Source organism: Marinomonas pontica, from assembly GCF_026191375.1.
GTDB classification, from domain to species: Bacteria; Pseudomonadota; Gammaproteobacteria; order Pseudomonadales; family Marinomonadaceae; genus Marinomonas; species Marinomonas pontica.
On the sequence record NZ_JAODTL010000029.1, the window covers coordinates 26,997 to 45,121 of the forward strand.

Below are 18,125 nucleotides of genomic sequence, written 5' to 3' on the forward strand. Positions count from 1 at the left end.
GGTCAACCCAGACAATTCATCCGTCACAGGCGGCATGTCTGCCAAGATCGGCGCACTCACACTCGCCATGATTGCCAGCGTGGCGACCCAACGATAGGCACGCGCCAACATCAACAGTCGTCTTGTGCAGTGTGACTAAGAAGATACCCAACACCGTGCACGGTGATAATCACCTGCGGACACAAAGGGTCTTCGCTTAATTTACGACGAATGCGGCCAATCAGCACATCAATGGTTCGGTCAGTGGCATTCCACGTTCGGTTCTTGATTCGATCCATCAACTGATCACGGGTTAAGGCAACGCCTTCATTGGCTTTTAGGGCGAGTAATAATTGAAACTCCCCTTCGGTAAGCTGGCTGATAGTGCGATCCGATTTCACTAGAACACGGCGCGACGTGTCTAATTGCCATGTCCCCACGGTGCGCAAAACAGGTTCTTCAACCATGGGCTTCGCTAGCTCTCTTTGTTTGCGCACGCGACGAATGAGATTCTTGCCTCGCGCTAACACTTCCCTTGCATTAAACGGTTTGCACACGTATTCATCGGCGCCACATTCTAGGCCGATAATCCGGTCAATGTCGTCTTGCTTCCCCGTCACTAAGATGATGCCAACTTCTGATCGGCTTCGTAATTCTCGCGTGAGGGTTAAGCCATCTTTCCCTGGCAGACGAATATCCAACAGAATGAGGTCGAACTCTTGTTCGTTTAACAACAGCTCTGCCGCTTCGGCGGTTTCTGCGCCTGCCACGGTATAACCTTCTTCTGCAAAGTAACTTTCGAGGGTTTCTCGGATGACGCTGGAATCGTCAACAACGAGAATTTTACTGTCTGACATTAACATAGCTAGGCACTACACAAGGTAAAAGTTAAATCCAATATTTCGAGATCGTTTTTTATCGTTATTTTTAATATTGAACAAATCATTGCATGAGTTGTTCCAAGAACTATAACAATTACGTCTGTAAAAGATAAGAGAGTAGATTTAATATTGGAATATTAACAAGATGTAAATGAAGGTAGACTTTGTAAATGTACGTTTATAATTTTTGTTTAAATATATTTAAATAAAACCATTTCATGACAGATTGGTGCTTTCTTCTCTTTTGGTTGGTTTTATCGTTTACTCAATCTGCCAAGCTCATGCTTTAAATGGAGTCACAATATCGTCACAGAGCAATATTGGTGCGTTTTATACAGTGATTCACTTAGCAAGCAAAGCGAACTAAGCCAATGTTGTTTATTGCCTTCGACTTCACTTTCTGCTTTGCACCATTATGTAACGCAGTTTGAAATAAACACTGAACGCTGTGTTGCTTTTAAGCGTCTGTCTCGACGCACTTTTTATCATCAATTCAGTAAAATTACTCTTATGGGTGGGTGTTTCTGTCAAAAATCTGCCACAAAACTCGGTGTTTTTACTGTTTTCGCCTTTCACATTGTTCATACAAAGTATTACGACTTGTTTGTGAATTAATTAAATCTTCCTGCTAAAACATCCATTAAGAAAAAAGAGCGCCTTGCGATCTTGCTCACTCCTTTTTCTAACCTCTTACAAAAAAAGAAACAAAGGAACTTCCTATGTCTGTAAACACTGGATCTGCGGAGATGCAAAAGCCAAGCTTAATGCTTGCTCTTGTCCCCGTTGTATTGACGCTTGCGTTACTTGGTATTCAAATTTTTTACTTTGGCGATTTCACCCCACATATTCCGTTGGCTATTGGTTTGGCGCTCACGTCATTAGTCGGAATCAAACAAGGTCTGAAGTGGAAAAAAATCGAAAAAGGTATTTTCAATGTTATTCACGTCTCCATGCCATCGGTGTCAGTATTGATTCTGGTCGGTATGTTGGTCGGTGTGTGGATTGCCAGTGGTACGGTTCCAACACTGATTTATTACGGTCTGACATTGTTATCGCCACAGATTTTCCTAGCAGCGGCCATGCTTCTTTGTGCCGTGGTTTCGCTATCGTTGGGCACATCTTGGGGTACTGTTGGTACCGTTGGTTTGGCGTTGATGGGCATTGGTGCTGGGTTCGAGATTCCAATGTACTGGACAGCTGGCGCGGTTGTTTCTGGCGCGTTCTTTGGGGATAAAGTCTCTCCTCTTTCCGATACCACCAATTTAGCACCTGCGGTTACCGGCACCGATGTGTTCTCTCACATCAAAAATATGATGCCAACCACCATTCCAGCCATGCTGATCGCTTTTGTGATTTATTTGGTTGCAGGCTTCACTCTGATCGACAGCGATCACGGTTCTTTTGAACGCATCACGGCCATCACCTCTTCTTTACAACGTAACTTTGAAATCTCTGCGTGGCTTCTTGCTCCTGCATTAGTGGTTATCGTGTTGGCGGTTCGCCGTATGCCTCCGATTCCGTCTTTGTTTGCCGGTGTCGTAGCAGGCGCCATTGTGGCGGTGTTTACTCAAGGCGCTGGCATTCACGACATCATCACTTATGCCAACAGTGGTTATTCCATCACCACCAGCTCTGATGCGATCAATAGCCTACTAAACCGTGGCGGCATTCAGTCCATGATGTGGACCATCTCTTTGATCTTGATCGCACTTGGCTTTGGTGGTGCGCTTGAACGTACAGGTTGTCTTGAAGCGATCATCAGCGCGATTATGACCAAAGTGTCTACGTTCAAAGGTATTCAAACGTCTGCCACGTTAACGTCGGTTGCAACCAACCTTGTCGCAGGTGACCCATACCTATCGATCGCGTTACCAGGTCGTATGTATGCACCCGTTTACCGCGGTATGAAATACTCTACGTTGAACCTTTCTCGCGCCATTGAAGAAGGCGGCACCTTGGTATCTCCTCTTGTTCCTTGGAATGCAGGTGGTGCTTTTGTTATCGGAGCATTGGGATTAAGTATTGGCGACGGTAACTTCGAAAACTTACTCTACATTCCATTGGCGTTTGCGTGCTGGATCTCACCCGTATTAGGTCTCATGTACGCACAGCTTGGACTCTTCTCTCCAAAAGCTTCTGCTGAAGAACAAGCACGATGGGAGAAAAACAATGAGTTGGTTATGAATTATGGTGCCGAAGCTAAATAACCGTCCCTACGTTATTTAGCCGGCTACAACAAAAGGCAGATTCTGAAAGGAATCTGCCTTTTATTTTAAGAAAGTCACACCGGCCTTTCTCTTTAGTTATGCTTCGCCTTCTTATACAAATTCTCGTCCCCAAAAACATCAAAAAATACGTCAAAGTGCTACACTAGCGCCTTCAACGTGCATTTTTATTATCAGCGGGACACCCATGAGCTTTGCGTCATTAGGACTTCACCAAGACATTCTTCAGCAAGTACAGACACTCAACTACACAACACCGACACCTATCCAGCAAGCCGCTATTCCTGTTGTCCTTCAGCACAAAGATCTGATGGCTGGCGCACAAACGGGAACGGGAAAAACCGCCGCGTTTGCGCTTCCGCTGTTGCACCATATTCTCCAAAACAAACCGGCTGAGACAACCGCCATCACAGTGCTTGTTTTGACACCAACACGTGAACTAGCACAACAAGTCCACGCCAGTTTTGTGAAATACAGTGAGAACCTACCAATTCAATCTGTCGTTGCCTATGGTGGAGCCAGCATCAATGTTCAGCTCGACGCCTTAAAACAAGGTTGCGATGTCTTGGTGGCTACTCCAGGTCGCTTGCTTGAACTGATCATGAAAAAATTGATCGATTTAAGCCAACTGCAAACCCTTGTGCTGGATGAAGCAGATCGCATGCTCGACATGGGATTCATCATTGATATCCAACGAATCTTAAAAACTCTGCCCGAATCACGTCAAACCCTGTTCTTTTCCGCAACGTTTAACGACGACATTTTTGCGCTGAGCAAAACCCTACTAAAAGACCCGCAACTGATTGAAGTCGACAATCGCAACACAACCGCAAATAAAGTCGAACAGGTGGTGTATGCCGTTGATCAAAACCGCAAAAGCGCTCTACTTTCTTATTTGATTGGCTCGAAAAATTGGCAACAAGTGCTGATTTTTACGCGTACCAAACAAGGCGCAGACGACCTCGCCAAAGAAATGCAAAAAGACGGCATTACGACCCAATCCATCCACGGTGACAAATCCCAAGGTGCGCGTGAACGTGTATTGGCCGACTTTAAAAGCGGCAAAGTACGCGCACTTGTTGCGACGGATGTCGCAGCAAGGGGAATAGACATAGAACAACTGCAATACGTGGTAAATCACGAATTGCCATACAATGCGGAAGATTACATCCATCGAATCGGACGTACTGGGCGTGCTGGCGCAAACGGCCTTGCCATTAGTTTAGTGGCTGAAAAAGAACGTTACCTATTAACCGACATTGAAAAATTACTGAATGAGCAATTCATTCCGCAGTGGTTTCCAGGGTTTGAGCCCGACCTGAATCAGCTCGACAACACGCCAAAAAAACGTGAACCATCGAAAAAAGAACTGCGTGCAAAAGCGCTGGGGCTTTCCCCATCCAAAGACAAAAAACCGAAGCGTAGAAGACGCTAACCCTTTCAGCCCCTTTATCAGTTCTGCATGACTCGCCTACTGGAGCGCATTATTTTACTCCAGTAATGGCGAACCTATATCCGAAATGTACCTGACCTTATTGCCAGCCCCCCAACAAACAATGCACTTATTCACTATAAATCGTTTATTTGGCCTTCCTCTGCACCCTTCTTTCACCGATGCAAGAATTTCCGATTAAAACAGTCAATCCATTCCATTAATGTGCACTTTTCAACCTAAAAAGTAGATCAAAAAATCATCAAATTCACTGTCAAATTATTGTAAGTTTACTAAAATACACGTAAGGTTTACGGAACACTCTACACAGTAATTTAATGGAAAGAATAATAAGCAAATAGCCAAAAGGAATAAAAATGATAAAAAATCCCTCGGAAGTCTTAGTCGCCGTCTCAGAAAGAGAATGTGCTTTTTACACCGATTATTTGCTTAAAACGATTCGTGGAAGTTCTGCCAAAAATTTACGGGGGGACTCTCTTGCTGAGCGTTTGAAAAAACTCAATGAAGAATTGGACTCGCTCATCAATAAAAATCGCGCGCCAAAAAACTTTGCCTCTCAAATGCGCAGCGCATTTAAAGCAACGCAATTGCCATCTCATTATTTCCGCTGGATCGACAAAAAAGACGAACGACTGTGTAATTGGCTCTGGTGCTACCTGAAAACCCATACGAAACAAACCGACACAGCAACCACAACAACCGCGGTACACAGCACTGAATTTTCTCAGTTATCAGAAAAAGCCTTTAGTGATGATAGGGACAGTACATCAGACCGTTACATGGACATATTGAGCGCGTTTTATGACGGGGAAGCCGATACAGAACAACAACAGGCATTGCTCGACCTCCTAAAAGCCAAATGGCAAGACATTCGTTTCAATGAATCGGTTGTGAACTGGTTGGAACCCAACAACCCTTCCCAATGGGCATGGGCGTGGGCGTATTTACAGAACATAAGTCAGCGACCGTTAGAACAAGCTTGGATGCCAACCTCAGACACAGAAAAAAAGGCGGTGGTTATTGCTACTCTGGATTTATCTGATAACGTAGACCGTAAAGCGTTAATCATTGATAAAATGAAAAAAGCGTGGAGCCAGAAGAAATTTCGAGAGAAATCCAGCGGCAAAAAACCGTACAGCATTAGCATGACGCTGAATACGAAACAAAAGCTCAATGCGCTGGCAGAAGAACGAAACATGAAAATCAATGAAATGATTGAGTATTTGGTGAGGAGTGAATATAAAAAGCGTGAAATGAACGAATAGCTGCCTAAAGCAGATAAATCCGATTTCGTAACACCAGTGAAAATGTCTATTCCTGGTTGTTTCATCTGTCACCTAATCACTGTATAACGAGCCGCATGAAAATCCCTAAAAGAATAGAACCACTCATTGAAGATGGCTTAGTAGACGAAGTACTTCGACAATTAATGAGCGGAAAAGAAGCGACTGTCTACGTCGTTCGCTGCGGATCAGAAATCCGTTGCGCCAAAGTATATAAAGAAGCCGGCAAACGCAGCTTTAAGCAAGCCGTTCAATACCGTGAAGGCCGCAAAGTACGCAACAGTCGACGCTCTAGAGCCATGGAAAAAGGCTCTAAGTTTGGCCGCGACGAACAAGAAAACTTATGGCAAAACGCCGAGGTGGATGCGCTTTATCGTTTGGCCGCCGCCGGCGTTCGTGCGCCTACGCCATATGGTTGCTTTGATGGTGTCTTGCTCATGGAATTGGTAACAGACGACAGCGGCGAAGTAGCGCCTCGACTCAATGATGTGGTGTTAACGGAAGAACAAGCGCGAAGAGACCACGACACCATTATTAAAGACATAGTACGCATGTTATGCGCAGGTCTGGTGCACGGGGATTTGTCAGAGTTTAACGTATTGGTGGATTCTCATGGGCCGGTCATCATCGACCTTCCACAAGCCGTTGACGCTGCGGCAAACAACAACGCTGAATGGATGCTAGAACGTGATGTGAATAACATGCGGAATTACTACGGTATGTTTGCACCTGATCTTCTTGAGACCAAGTACGCCAAAGAAATTTGGGCGTTATTTGAAGCCGGCAAGCTCACACCAGAGACAGAGCTAACGGGCGAATTTGACGAGCCCACCGACGAAGCGGATGTGGACTCTGTTCTGCAAGAAATCAAAGACGCCTTTGAAGAAGAACAAGAGCGCCTTGCTCGTATTAACGACTCAAACGACGACGATTGACATTAGGTACAGATTTTAAAATCATCCCAAGAGAGCAACAGCCATGGCTTTTGCTCTCTTGGCCGCCTCTAAGTCACCAGCAACGTACGCTTGTGCGATCGCTCCTTCTTTTAACACACTGATACTTTGAGCCAATTCAGCGGCATGCAATGCCGAGGTGCTGTTTACCAAGTTTGCTTGAATGAAAGACGTAATATTGTGTTTATGACGCAAACACAACGCATTGACAGCGTGATTAGAAAATTCGCCATTTGCTTTGACAAAAAAGCAGCCTTTAAACGGCAACAGCTCTGGTACTTGGTTATGAAACCAATCGTCCAAAGCATCAAATATAGCCAAAACAGCCGCTTTACCCTCTCCAGCAGCCAACATTCGAGACGTTAACCAGTCCATAAAAATGTGATCTCGGTATTTTAATACCGCCTCAACCAAGGCTTCTTTGCTGGAAAAATGATGGTACAGCGTTTTTTTCGCCACTCCCGTCTCGTTTAAAATCGTATTGATCCCAACCGCATGAATGCCCTGTTCATAGAAAAGCTTAAACGCCGTATGAATCAATAAATCTGGCTTAGTCATATATTTTCCTCTTCATCAAGACGAACACTGACACAAGGAGACAATGCTGTCTACCAACAAGAGAGACCGATTGGTCTACTTATAGATTTCACGAATTAGTTATGCCATCAAACCGTCACCATGACAGAGTAAACCACTTTTTTAGCTTTTGGCTCTTTTTTAACCAGCTGTTTAATGTATAATTCCGCTCCACATTTGACCACTAGGTCAAATGTATAATCGACAGATCCGTCAACCACTTGGGTTCCCTAACCCCAATTCAACGAAAAAGGTCACACTATGAGTACATTCACGCCCGCGCAGCAGGTTAAAGCACTGCGCTACCTTGCCATGTTCCACCTGCTAATCATTGCGTCTAGCAATTATTTAGTACAAATTCCCTTTACGATTGCTGGGTTTCACACGACATGGGGAGCTTTTACCTTTCCCTTTATCTTTTTGGCTACCGATTTAACCGTGCGTATTTTTGGCGCAGCTCTGGCTCGTCGAATCATTTTTTTAGTGATGATCCCATCATTAATCGTTTCGTATGTCTTATCCGTTGTGTTCGCGCAGGGTGAGTTTCAAGGTTTTGGGGCGTTGGCTTCATTAAATAGCTTTGTTGGCCGAATCGCGATCGCCAGTTTAATGGCATACCTTCTAGGTCAAGTGCTTGATATTCAGGTATTTAATCGTCTTCGCCAGCTCAAAGCATGGTGGGTCGCGCCTGCGGCATCTACCTTATTTGGTAATGGTTTAGACACATTAGCGTTTTTCGGCATCGCTTTTTACCAAAGCCCAGATCCATTCATGGCACAACATTGGCAAGAAATCGCATTGGCAGATTTTGGCTTCAAGCTGATTATCAGCCTTGGCTTGTTTATCCCTATGTATGGTGTGTTGTTGAATTATCTGACTAAAAAAATCACCGCGATTAAGCCGGATTTCACATTAGCAAACGCGTAAGCTAGTTCAGAACAAATCACAGACCTAAAAAAGGCCTATTGGATGACAATAGGCCTTTTTTCTCACCCCTTTGCGGCGTACTTCGCGTTACCACAAATCCCCAAAACGATCTCGATGACTTAAGTACAAGCGCAGATCAAATTCCAATTGATGATAATCCGGCTCCATGTAACAGCACAGTTTATAAAACGCCTTGTTGTGGTCTTTCTCTTTTAAATGCGCCAATTCATGCACCAAAATCATCTTGAGCAACGGCTCAGGAATACGTCGAAACAACGACGAGATTCGCACTTCGTTCTTTGCTTTTAATTTATTGCCCTGCATCCTAGACACATAAGTATGCAGTCCCAGCGCGTTGTTGATGATGTGAATTTTGTCGTCGTAAATGACTTTACTGATCGGCGGCGAACTGCGCATAAAGTCGTTCTTTAAATCCATCGCGTATTCGTACAAAGCTCGTGGGCCATTTAACGTGTGCGCCGTCGGGTATTTTTTGAGTAACCAAGCCCCAGATTGTTCCGAACCCAACAAGGTTTGCGCTTGTTCTTGAACTTGAGGGTGATAACCACCAAGGTATTTTTTCACATCGCTCAAGGGTGTAGTTTGACTCATAAACTTACTGCTAAAGCATGGTTATTAAGGGATGACGAGACAATGAACGCCCCTAAAAGGGAGGGAATCATAATGAAAGCAAAGGAGGAACGCTATTAAAATCCAACGCAAAAACACAGTTTCGACCCGCCGCTTTAGACTGATACAAGGCCTTATCAGCATGATTCAACAGGGAATCAACCGTACACGCACCATTTTTTCTATGAGCAACACCCAAAGACACAGTAAAGCGAACAACCCGATTTCCCTCGCCTAACACCGTGCTTTTCTCAATACTTTCTCTCAGTCGCTCCGCGATGCGCAAGGCTTCTTTTTTATCTGTGAAAGGCAATAAAATCGCGAACTCTTCGCCACCGATGCGAGCAATCAAATCACTCCGTCTTAGAATAGACATGCTTTTCGCAGCCAGCGTTTGCAGCACGAGATCCCCTGTTTTATGACCAAATTTATCGTTCACCTGCTTAAAATGATCCACATCCATCATGACAATAGAAAGCGGAAATGCCTGCTCCGCAGCGTTGCTCAAAATGCTTTCGCATTGCTGGAAAAAATGCCCTCGATTTGCCAACCCTGTTAAATGATCGAAATAAGCACGGTTTTGTAACTCTTCTTGGGCACGAAAGCTTTCAATCGCAATACTCACTAAATTACTCGCGAAACTAATCAGCTCAAAGTCTTTGTCTGTTGGTGCAGAAGGAAAGCGTTTATAAATCGCAAACGTTCCCAATAAATCGCCTTTTGACGACATAATTGGATCGGACCAGCAGGCCGCCACCTCGGCATGACGAGCAAGAGAGGTGTAATCTTTCCAATAAGGGTGAGAGAAAATATCTTCAACAATGACACGTTTGCCTAAAAAAGCCGCCGTGCCACACGATCCGACATTTAGGCCAATCTGAACGCCATCGATCGCTTCATTATAAAAATCGGGGAAATCGGGCGCAGCTCCCAGTCTCAGTCGCTGCTCGACTTTATCAAATAGCAGCACGCTGCATAACGAATGGGGACTTTCTTTTTGTATCTGTTTCACAATCACATTAAGGATGTCTTTTAACGCAGAGCTTTTCGCGACCATTTCCAACATGTCACTGCGCACTCGCAAACGCTCTTCCGCCACCCAATGCTCAGTAACGTCATTAAAATACCAAAGGCGTTTATCATCGATAATGGTTGAACACATTCTCACGTGTCTAACCGAATGGTCTTTGCAAAACAGAGTGGTTTCAATATCAACCAATGTATTTCTGAGAAAACAGTCCTGAACCCATGGCTCAATCACCGTTTTATAATGCTGAGGATCCGATACAACGCGTAAATACCAGCTTTCGATATTGCCTAATTCATCCAATGTGTAGCCAAACAAATCACTAAAAGACGAATTAATGTATTCGACATGGCCAGACGTCAGACCAGACCACGCCACGGCAATGGGTGTCGCGTTTAAAACATCATTTAATTGAACATCATTGTGGCCGTTCTGCATACAAAAATCCGTGATATAGCCTGTATCATGCGGCGTTTGACTGTATTCGCCGCCTATCTACCCACTAATACGAAATTACAGTCTGTAACACAAGTAAACAGACTGTTTTATTTGTATGTTTTTTGTACTAACCACCAAGACACGGCCCGTTAGGAAAAAATGAACAACTTCAACGCCGCCGCCGTCGACATAATACGAATGAGCCATTTGAACTGAATAGGATTGACCTTTTTCAGGACATGAAAGCCAATAAAAGACCCGATAATCAACCCAGGAATAGCGTATAAACTGGCTTCGGTACTCTCGACAGACAGCAAACCAAGACCAATATAGAAAGGCAGTTTCACTACGTTAATAATAAAGAACGCCCACGCACGCGTGCTCACATAGGTTGTTTTATCCAGTTTTTGCTCTAACAAGAACAGACTAAATATCGGCCCTGCGGCGTTGGCCATCATGGTCACAATACCGCCAATAAACCCCATGGAATATGCCGCAAGCGGCTTCTGCATAAAAGACGTAGGGCGGTAATCCAGATATAACCCAAGTGCAATCATGGCAATGATCATCACCCCGAGAAAGCCGACAAATTGATCCGCATTAATGTTGGCCAAAAAGTGACTCGCCACAAACACACCTAAAAATGCCAAAGGCAAAAAGCGCGCTAACACCGACCAAGCAATCTTAGACTTATAACTAAACACCGCCATAATATCGGTAATAATATAAAGCGGTAATAATATCGCCAACGCCTCAGGGCCAGGAAAAGCAATCATCACAATCGGCAGCACCAGCAGCCCCATGCCACCCACCGAAAATTTCGAAAAGCCGGTAATCAAACCCGCTAAAAACAACACAATAACCGTCGTATCCACGTTTTTCTCCTCTTAATCCGTCACGAGATAGCTCGTTTAATGTGTGTTATGGTAAAGCAAATAATGAACAATAAATAATTTCGTTTTATTATCAAAACGATTCGAATTAATGATCATATTGAGGGCAACATGAAACTCGACCAACTCAGAGCCTTTATTGCGGTTGTCGAAACGGGCAGTTTTCGTTCTGCAGCGGATTCGATTCATAAAACCCAACCGGGAATCAGCGCCGCGGTCAAAGCACTAGAAGAACAATACGGCATTTTGCTATTTGATCGAAACAGCTACCGGCCCACACTGACCGCCGAAGGTCATGCCTTTTTCCAGCAAAGCAAAAAACTGATTTCACAAGCGCAGCAGTTGGAAAACCTTGGCCATGATTTGGCGAAAGGCATAGAAGCACCGTTACAGCTCTGCCTCAGCCAAATGGCGCTCGACGATGACTGCATGTCACGCATCAAAGCCTTTCAGCATCAGCACGCGGATATTGCCTTAGACATCACCACAGATCACCTTTATGGCGTGCAAGAAAAGCTCGCCAAGAACAAATGCGAAATCGCCATTGGCCCACGATACGGGCTTGATGACCGACACGCCTTTATCGAACTGAACAAAATCACCATGATTGCGGTGATCAGCCCAGAATTACTCGCCACGCTTAACGCCAGCGACACCAAAATAAAGCAACAATCCCTGTATTCGATTCCCCAAGTTTTGGTTAACGACACCACCGCCAACGCCTCAGAAAATGGCCACCGATACGTTTTACCCACAGGCAAACGCTGGTATGTGAACGATTTCCAAGCGAAGAAAACCTTGTTGATACACGGACTGGGTTGGGCACGCATGCCAAAACATTGCATTCAAGCCGAGTTAGACAATGGCCAGCTGGTGCCGATTGAAGTAGAAAATTTCACCTCACAGAATCAGCTGCCCATTTTTATGATTCGCTTACGCCATCAAACCCAAAGCTCGCAAGCAAACGTATTCTGGGAAATGATGAAGAGCTTCGCTAACAGCACGGGAAGCGATTTATAAAGTACGATTCAGCGCCCAATCGTAATCTAGAAAACGGATGGTCATATCCTTGTCTTTCAGCTTCTGAATCTCTTCAGGGTTTAAAGACAAATCCACCGCGTAATCGACTAAAAACAGCTCCAATGATGAATAACCCTTCCAGCCTTTTTCGAAGTCTTCTCGATACCATTTAAAGATAGAAGACAGCGCTAACTTGCCATCATCTATTCGGTTTCGACTGCGATCTTGCAAGAAAAGTCGCGTTTGTTCGTCTAGTTGAGCATCTAAATGCTTGCCCGTATAAGCGTCATTGCGAAGCGCAGGACACCCGATACTCGCGCAATTCACCGCGAAATGAATGCGTGGGTCTTGATAACGATCTGAACCACGAATCAAATTATGTTCGATATCATCCAAAGAGCGCGTTTCACCCAATAGCGGAATAAACGACTTACTCCACGGTGAACGAAAAAAGCTACCGAGATCTTTAATCGACTCCAGATCCGGCCACTGGCTAACAATCAAATCCACTGTCCACGCATTGTACGCATTAATCAAAAAAGCCAATTGCTCGTCTTTGGACCAGCTATCAAAATCAGTGTTATCGACTTGAGACAAATCCGCTAAATAGCGATCCAGTTGCGCCTTATCATCGGCAAAACCTTGGTAATCCACTTGGCTTGCCTGACCGCCCTTGAGCTCCACGACGTGCTGTTTGAGCAAGGCATCCCACTGGCCATGATCAAATGCGTTTGCCGCGCTTACCTGAACACTGAACAAACCAGCGAAGGTAAAGCTCAATAGCGTGAATACCAATAAGCGAAGTTTATTCATCACATTAACCTCGACGCCAAGCATGGTATTTTTCCAGCCAATTCAAAATACGCTGTGGCGCGTGGGCACGTTTCCACTCACCTGCAGCGTATTTATTGGCTTCCGCCCACGTTGGATAAGTGTGAATCGTGCCGAGGACTTTATTCAGGCCAAGACCATGTTTCATCGCCAGTACAAATTCTGCCAACAAATCCCCAGCGTGTTCGCCAACAATGGTCACGCCCAAGATCGTATCTTTGCCCGGCACCGTCAGCACTTTGACAAAGCCTTTTGCCGCGCTGTCGGCAATGGCGCGGTCCAAGTCATCCAATTCGTAACGCACCATTTCATAAGCAATGCCTTGGTCTTTGGCGTCTTTTTCACTCAAGCCCACTCGCGCCACTTCAGGGTCAACAAACGTCGTCCAAGGAATCACTCGATAATCGACACGGAACTTTTTAAACGAGCCAAACAACGCATTCACCGCGGCATACCACGCTTGGTGAGCGGCAACGTGAGTAAATTGATAAGGTCCCGCCACATCGCCCGCGGCAAAAATGTTAGGGTAAAGGGTTTCAAGGTAATCATTGGTGACAATGGTGCCTTTGGTTTCAATCCCCAGATTTTCCAAGCCGTAACCTTCCAGGCGCGCTTCACGACCAACGGCACAAATCAGCGCATCAAATTCCACCACAGACTCTTGCCCATCGTGTTCAACGATCAAACGCTTGCTTTCCCCTTCCTTCTCACAACGCACCGCACTATGAGAAGTCAACAGGATCACCCCATCTTGAAGGAGGCTTTCTTGTGCCAGCTTGGACACATCTTCGTCTTCTCGCCCCATAATACGAGCCGAGCGCTCCACTTGCGTGACCGTCGATCCCAAACGGGCAAAACTCTGTGCCAATTCACAACCAATCGGCCCACCACCCAACACCACAAGGCGCTTCGGCGGCTCATCGAATTTGGCAAAAGCTTCCCATAGAGTGTCGCTGGTGTAATAGCCTACCTCGTCCAAGCCCGGTAAATTCGGCACAAAAGGACGTGCGCCGGTTGCCAACACAATACTGCGCGCCGTCAAACGTTGCGTATCGCCGTCGTTTCGTTGAATTTCCACCGTCCAAGGGTCAATCAATTTAGCGTAACCTTGCACTACATCGACACCCATGTTGCTGTAACGCTCAACGCTATCATGAGGCTCAACCTTCGAGATCACATCGTGAACACGTTGCATGACTTTTTTGAACGAAAACGTCGGCTCGCTGCTGTTCAATCCATAATTTTCAGCATGGCGCATTTGATGAGCAACTTTCGCACTCTTGATTAACGCCTTACTCGGAATACAACCGTAATTTAAACAATCACCGCCCATCTTGTGAGCTTCAATCAAGGTGACTTTAGCCTTTACTGTCGCCGCGATGTAAGCACTCACTAATCCACCAGCGCCAGCGCCAATGACGATCAAATTACGATCAAAGGATTTTGGCTTAGTAAATCCAGCATACACACGACGGGCTTTCACCAGATCGACGATTTTTTTCGCGATAAGCGGAAACACTCCCAACAAGACAAAAGATAATAATAACGAAGGCGATAAAATGCCCGACAAACTCTCCAATTGACCCAGCTGAGTTCCCGCATTGACGTACACCAAGGTTCCGACGAACATGCCCACTTGGCTCACCCAATAGAAAGTCAAAGCACGAATCGTCGTTAACCCCATCAGCAAATTAATTAAGAAAAAAGGAAAAATCGGCACCAGACGAAGAGTAAACAGATAAAACGCGCCGTCTTTGGCAATGCCTTCGTTAAACGCTTTTAGACGCCCGCCAAAACGCGATTGCACCGTGTCTTGCAACAAATAACGCGACACCAAAAACGCCAAGGTTGCCCCAATGCTGCTGGCGAACGACACAATCACCGTCCCCCACAACAAACCAAACAAGGCACCTGCCGCCAAGGTCATGATCACCGCGCCGGGCAAAGACAGCGCCGTCACAATAACGTACAGCAGCAAAAATGCGCCGCCGACCAATAACGGGCTGTCATCGCGCCACGCACCAAATTGCGCAAGCCCAGACTTCAAACCATCCAGCGTCAATAACGTATGCAGGTCAAAATAAAAGAAGCCCGCCGCTAATGCTGCGATGAATACCAGCAATCCCATTTTTTTCATTCGTAAAACCCCGAAAGAGCCTTTTCGACTCTGGATAAAAACCAATTGATTCGATGTGTAGACATTAGACTGAGCCCAAGCCTAAATTATTACAGGACTTTGGATTCTTTTTGAAACAAAACATGAAGAGAGGCCATGCTTGTGAATCAAACACGGCCAAAACACAGAAAGTACTAACCAGAAAAAGACTAACCAGAAAAGATTAACGAGTGCCTTTAATGCGCCCAGCAAGAAGACTGAACAAAACGCCAAAACAACACACCGCCAATACCAACGCCACCAGCCCCGTCAAACCATAAAGCGAAATGGCCGTTGCAAACGACGGCGGCCCAACGGTCGCACCAAGGTTACCAAATTGCGCAAGCAAACCATAACCTTGCGCCTGCTCACTCGGATTGCGCGCCAGAGTCGGGATCATCGCCAACGCAGAGCCCGGCACCATACCCAAAAACAGCACCAATATCCCAACGACAAAACAAAACCACCCCGCGGAACCATTAATGAAAGACAGCACCACGGCACAGCTCGCCACACCGCAATACGCCATCAGCGCAACGCGCTGCGGCTTCATCAAATACTGCGCAATCGCCCCCGCTAAAAACGTACCGCTGGTACTGATTAACGGCAACACCACCAACATCAACGTCTTTAACGACGCATCATCAATCAGCCCCGGCACATAGGTCAAAATCGACACTAAAGTGCAGGTATAAAACAAGAACACACAGCTAGGCAGCAAGGCTCTCGGGTTACGATAAACCTGCATCATTTGCTTCAAAAAGCCCTCTTGCATTTCTGTCACAGGCACCAAATCCAACACCGGATTTTTTCGCAACTTAAAAAACAACACCACGCCAATGGCCGTAATAAACACACCATGACTAAGAAACAAAGCCTGTAAACCGTAATGACCTAGAATGCTCTTGCCCAACCAGCCACACACAGCAAACGCCACACCAAAAAACGTCCCCCAAATGCCCATGGTCAACGATCTATGTTGTGGCGCACTCAATTTCGCAATCAAAGTGGGTGCCGCAACCACCACACCCAACTGAGAAAAGCCTTCTAACATTCGAGTGATAAACAGCACCTGAAAAGAAGGTAAGCTGGACTGAACAAACGACAAAGTGCCGCCCAATAACAAAGCCCCCACCAACACTTTCAAATACCCAACGCGACTGGCAATCATCCCCGCTGACACACCGAACACCAAACCCACAATGCCCACTGCAGACAACGCAGCCCCTGTAGACGGCGCGCCCATTTGATAATGCGCCAGCAATGCGTCAAACGACACCGACACCTTAGCAAACTGCATCGCCGCGGAAATCCCCGCGATCCACAATAAAATAACGTTTAGCCACTGGGTTTTCGGCTCAACCATTGGAGAATGAACAGACGTGTTTGGCATCTCGCTTCCTTATTAGAGTAAAAATGACGGCATCCATACGAAAAGACCCGCTAAAAGCTGACCTCGCGGACAAATTAAGAGCGCCATTCTAATGCAAAAAGCCCCAAATAGGGGCAGGTATTTGCGGAATTAAAAAAGGAAAAGCAGAAACAGAGCCCGACAATTGTCGGTCAGGCTCTTACCATTCTGTTACTGAGCCGCTGGCGCTAGCTCTGTTTTTCTCAGTTCTTTCATGCGTAGGCCAATATTGCCTAAAATCAGCATCAAACCGCCGATGATTTGGTAGCCAGTTAAGCCCATGTCTAGGAATAGCCAGTTGATGGCGGCGGCGAAGACGGGAAAGGACAGTTCGGCCAGGGTAGCAAGTTGTGCGGGGACGGTTTTGAGCCCTTGGTAATAGAACCACATGCCGATAAAACCACTTAGTAGAGCCATCACAACCGCCAAACTCAAATCAATAGACGTCATTGGTACTAGGCTCTCAGACTGTGCCAACGCCATCGGTAGCAACACCAATAATCCCGCTACAAAACGCCCTGACATGATCGCGTTGGCGGGCATGTGTTGATGCGATAAATATTTACCGCACACCGTTGCTGCGCCCCATGCAATCACGGCGATGAGCGTATAACCGTAACCTTTCATGATGCTGGCAGTGTCGCTTGAATAGTGCCATTGCGCATCACCCAATTGGCGAAGGTCTGGCCACATCATCACGAAGCTGCCCAGCAAAATCACCGCCGCCCAGCGAACAAACTGCCCTTCAATGCGCTCTTTCAACAACCAGTAGGCCAATAGAATCGCCACAATGGGTTGCAGCTTTTGCAGCAAGATCACCACAGTTGGATTCAAATAATGAAAGGCTTCCGTAAATGCCAAGGTACCCATGGCCGAGCCTATGCCGCCAATAAAAAACAGGCACGAAAAACCGCTGATCGACATATGACGATAAACGTGACGATAGCGCCACAGCATAGGACTGACGAACAGCACCAAAGTAAGGTGTTCGATAAGAACAATTTGCAGTGTGGAATAACCCGCGCCCAGTAAAGGGTAACGAATTAAGGTATCCAATGCCCACGTGAAACACGCGATCATGATGAAAAATGTGCCTGCCATCTTTGGTTTCTCCAATCAGTAAGATGCACAGGGGTGATGAGAACGAATAGTACCAAGATCTGTACGCAGAAAAGCACAGCTCAGAAGCACCTGAAAAGCATCAGGCGCCACAAAGACTTGGTCGACTTCTATCATCCGGACTGTAACCGTCGGCTCTGGAGTCTCACCAGATCTGCTGACCTTTGCTCATAATAAACAAAGCGCTCGCGGGCTGTTGATAGATTCTTCAATCTTGTCAAATCACCGCCGGTGGGGAATTTCGCCCCGCCCCGAAGTTCGATTAATGTAAAAATTTCAACCGTCACTTTACCGCTATCCCTTTGTTTAGGCAATAAACCGGCG

General features: G+C 46.0%; 15 protein-coding genes and 1 riboswitch. Of the genes, 6 read left to right on the top strand and 9 right to left on the bottom strand.

The genetic code is table 11. The features are described 5' to 3' along the window. Window positions 1–110: 110 nt before the first annotated feature. Window positions 111–842, bottom strand: coding sequence for a response regulator (locus tag N5P32_RS06260; RefSeq protein ID WP_265728258.1), 732 nt, complete (start codon window positions 840–842; stop codon window positions 111–113). 737 nt (window positions 843–1,579) lie between these two features. Here N5P32_RS06260 and nhaC point away from each other — a divergent pair. From nhaC to N5P32_RS06280, 4 genes are all read left to right on the top strand, one after another. Beyond that, window positions 1,580–3,067, top strand: coding sequence for a Na+/H+ antiporter NhaC (gene nhaC / locus N5P32_RS06265; protein ID WP_265728259.1), 1,488 nt, complete (start codon window positions 1,580–1,582; stop codon window positions 3,065–3,067). Window positions 3,068–3,272: 205 nt separating this feature from the next. Continuing rightward, window positions 3,273–4,520, top strand: coding sequence for a DEAD/DEAH box helicase (locus N5P32_RS06270; protein WP_265728260.1), 1,248 nt, complete (start codon window positions 3,273–3,275; stop codon window positions 4,518–4,520). 374 nt (window positions 4,521–4,894) lie between these two features. After that, entirely contained in the window at window positions 4,895–5,803 is a 909-nt protein-coding gene (locus tag N5P32_RS06275; protein WP_265728261.1) for a hypothetical protein, read from the top strand. A gap of 95 nt (window positions 5,804–5,898) precedes the next feature. After that, entirely contained in the window at window positions 5,899–6,756 is an 858-nt protein-coding gene (locus tag N5P32_RS06280) for a PA4780 family RIO1-like protein kinase (RefSeq protein ID WP_265728262.1), read from the top strand. Window positions 6,757–6,777: 21 nt separating this feature from the next. On the opposite strand, the gene N5P32_RS06285 is transcribed toward N5P32_RS06280, so the two are convergent. Next, a complete protein-coding gene (locus N5P32_RS06285; protein ID WP_265728263.1) occupies window positions 6,778–7,332 on the bottom strand; it encodes a TetR/AcrR family transcriptional regulator in 555 nt (184 codons plus the stop codon). Window positions 7,333–7,611: 279 nt separating this feature from the next. Here N5P32_RS06285 and N5P32_RS06290 point away from each other — a divergent pair, with 279 nt between their 5' ends. Then, complete coding sequence (locus N5P32_RS06290; protein WP_265728264.1) at window positions 7,612–8,277, top strand: 7-cyano-7-deazaguanine/7-aminomethyl-7-deazaguanine transporter; 666 nt, start codon at window positions 7,612–7,614, stop codon at window positions 8,275–8,277. Window positions 8,278–8,364: 87 nt separating this feature from the next. Here the strand turns inward: N5P32_RS06290 and N5P32_RS06295 are convergent, their stop codons facing one another. The 3 genes from N5P32_RS06295 to N5P32_RS06305 form a co-directional block, all read right to left on the bottom strand. Next, the gene (locus N5P32_RS06295; protein ID WP_265728265.1) at window positions 8,365–8,889 is read right to left on the bottom strand and encodes a M48 metallopeptidase family protein; all 525 of its coding nucleotides are present in this window, start codon (window positions 8,887–8,889) and stop codon (window positions 8,365–8,367) included. 67 nt (window positions 8,890–8,956) lie between these two features. Next, window positions 8,957–10,372 (bottom strand): diguanylate cyclase, encoded by a 1,416-nt coding sequence (locus tag N5P32_RS06300; protein ID WP_265728266.1) that lies wholly within the window; start codon window positions 10,370–10,372, stop codon window positions 8,957–8,959. Between the two features lie 149 nt (window positions 10,373–10,521). Then, the gene (locus tag N5P32_RS06305) at window positions 10,522–11,247 is read right to left on the bottom strand and encodes a sulfite exporter TauE/SafE family protein (RefSeq protein WP_265728267.1); all 726 of its coding nucleotides are present in this window, start codon (window positions 11,245–11,247) and stop codon (window positions 10,522–10,524) included. Window positions 11,248–11,376: 129 nt separating this feature from the next. Between N5P32_RS06305 and N5P32_RS06310 the strand changes: the two genes are divergently transcribed. Beyond that, the gene (locus N5P32_RS06310) at window positions 11,377–12,285 is read left to right on the top strand and encodes a LysR family transcriptional regulator (protein ID WP_265728268.1); all 909 of its coding nucleotides are present in this window, start codon (window positions 11,377–11,379) and stop codon (window positions 12,283–12,285) included. Here the strand turns inward: N5P32_RS06310 and N5P32_RS06315 are convergent. From N5P32_RS06315 to N5P32_RS06330, 4 genes are all read right to left on the bottom strand, one after another. Continuing rightward, window positions 12,280–13,098 carry a DUF547 domain-containing protein gene (locus tag N5P32_RS06315; RefSeq protein WP_265728269.1) on the bottom strand — a complete coding sequence of 273 codons (819 nt, stop codon included), beginning with the start codon at window positions 13,096–13,098 and terminating at the stop codon, window positions 12,280–12,282. The two genes, N5P32_RS06310 and N5P32_RS06315, sit on opposite strands and share 6 nt — an antisense overlap. Before the next feature lie 4 nt (window positions 13,099–13,102). Further along, window positions 13,103–15,253 carry an FAD-dependent oxidoreductase gene (locus N5P32_RS06320; protein WP_265728270.1) on the bottom strand — a complete coding sequence of 717 codons (2,151 nt, stop codon included), beginning with the start codon at window positions 15,251–15,253 and terminating at the stop codon, window positions 13,103–13,105. Window positions 15,254–15,455: 202 nt separating this feature from the next. Beyond that, the gene (locus N5P32_RS06325) at window positions 15,456–16,664 is read right to left on the bottom strand and encodes an MFS transporter (RefSeq protein WP_265728271.1); all 1,209 of its coding nucleotides are present in this window, start codon (window positions 16,662–16,664) and stop codon (window positions 15,456–15,458) included. Window positions 16,665–16,853: 189 nt separating this feature from the next. After that, window positions 16,854–17,783: a DMT family transporter gene (locus N5P32_RS06330; RefSeq protein ID WP_265728272.1), complete on the bottom strand. Its 930-nt coding sequence runs from the start codon at window positions 17,781–17,783 to the stop codon at window positions 16,854–16,856. Window positions 17,784–17,902: 119 nt separating this feature from the next. After that, window positions 17,903–18,065, bottom strand: a riboswitch (FMN riboswitch). Window positions 18,066–18,125: the final 60 nt, after the last annotated feature.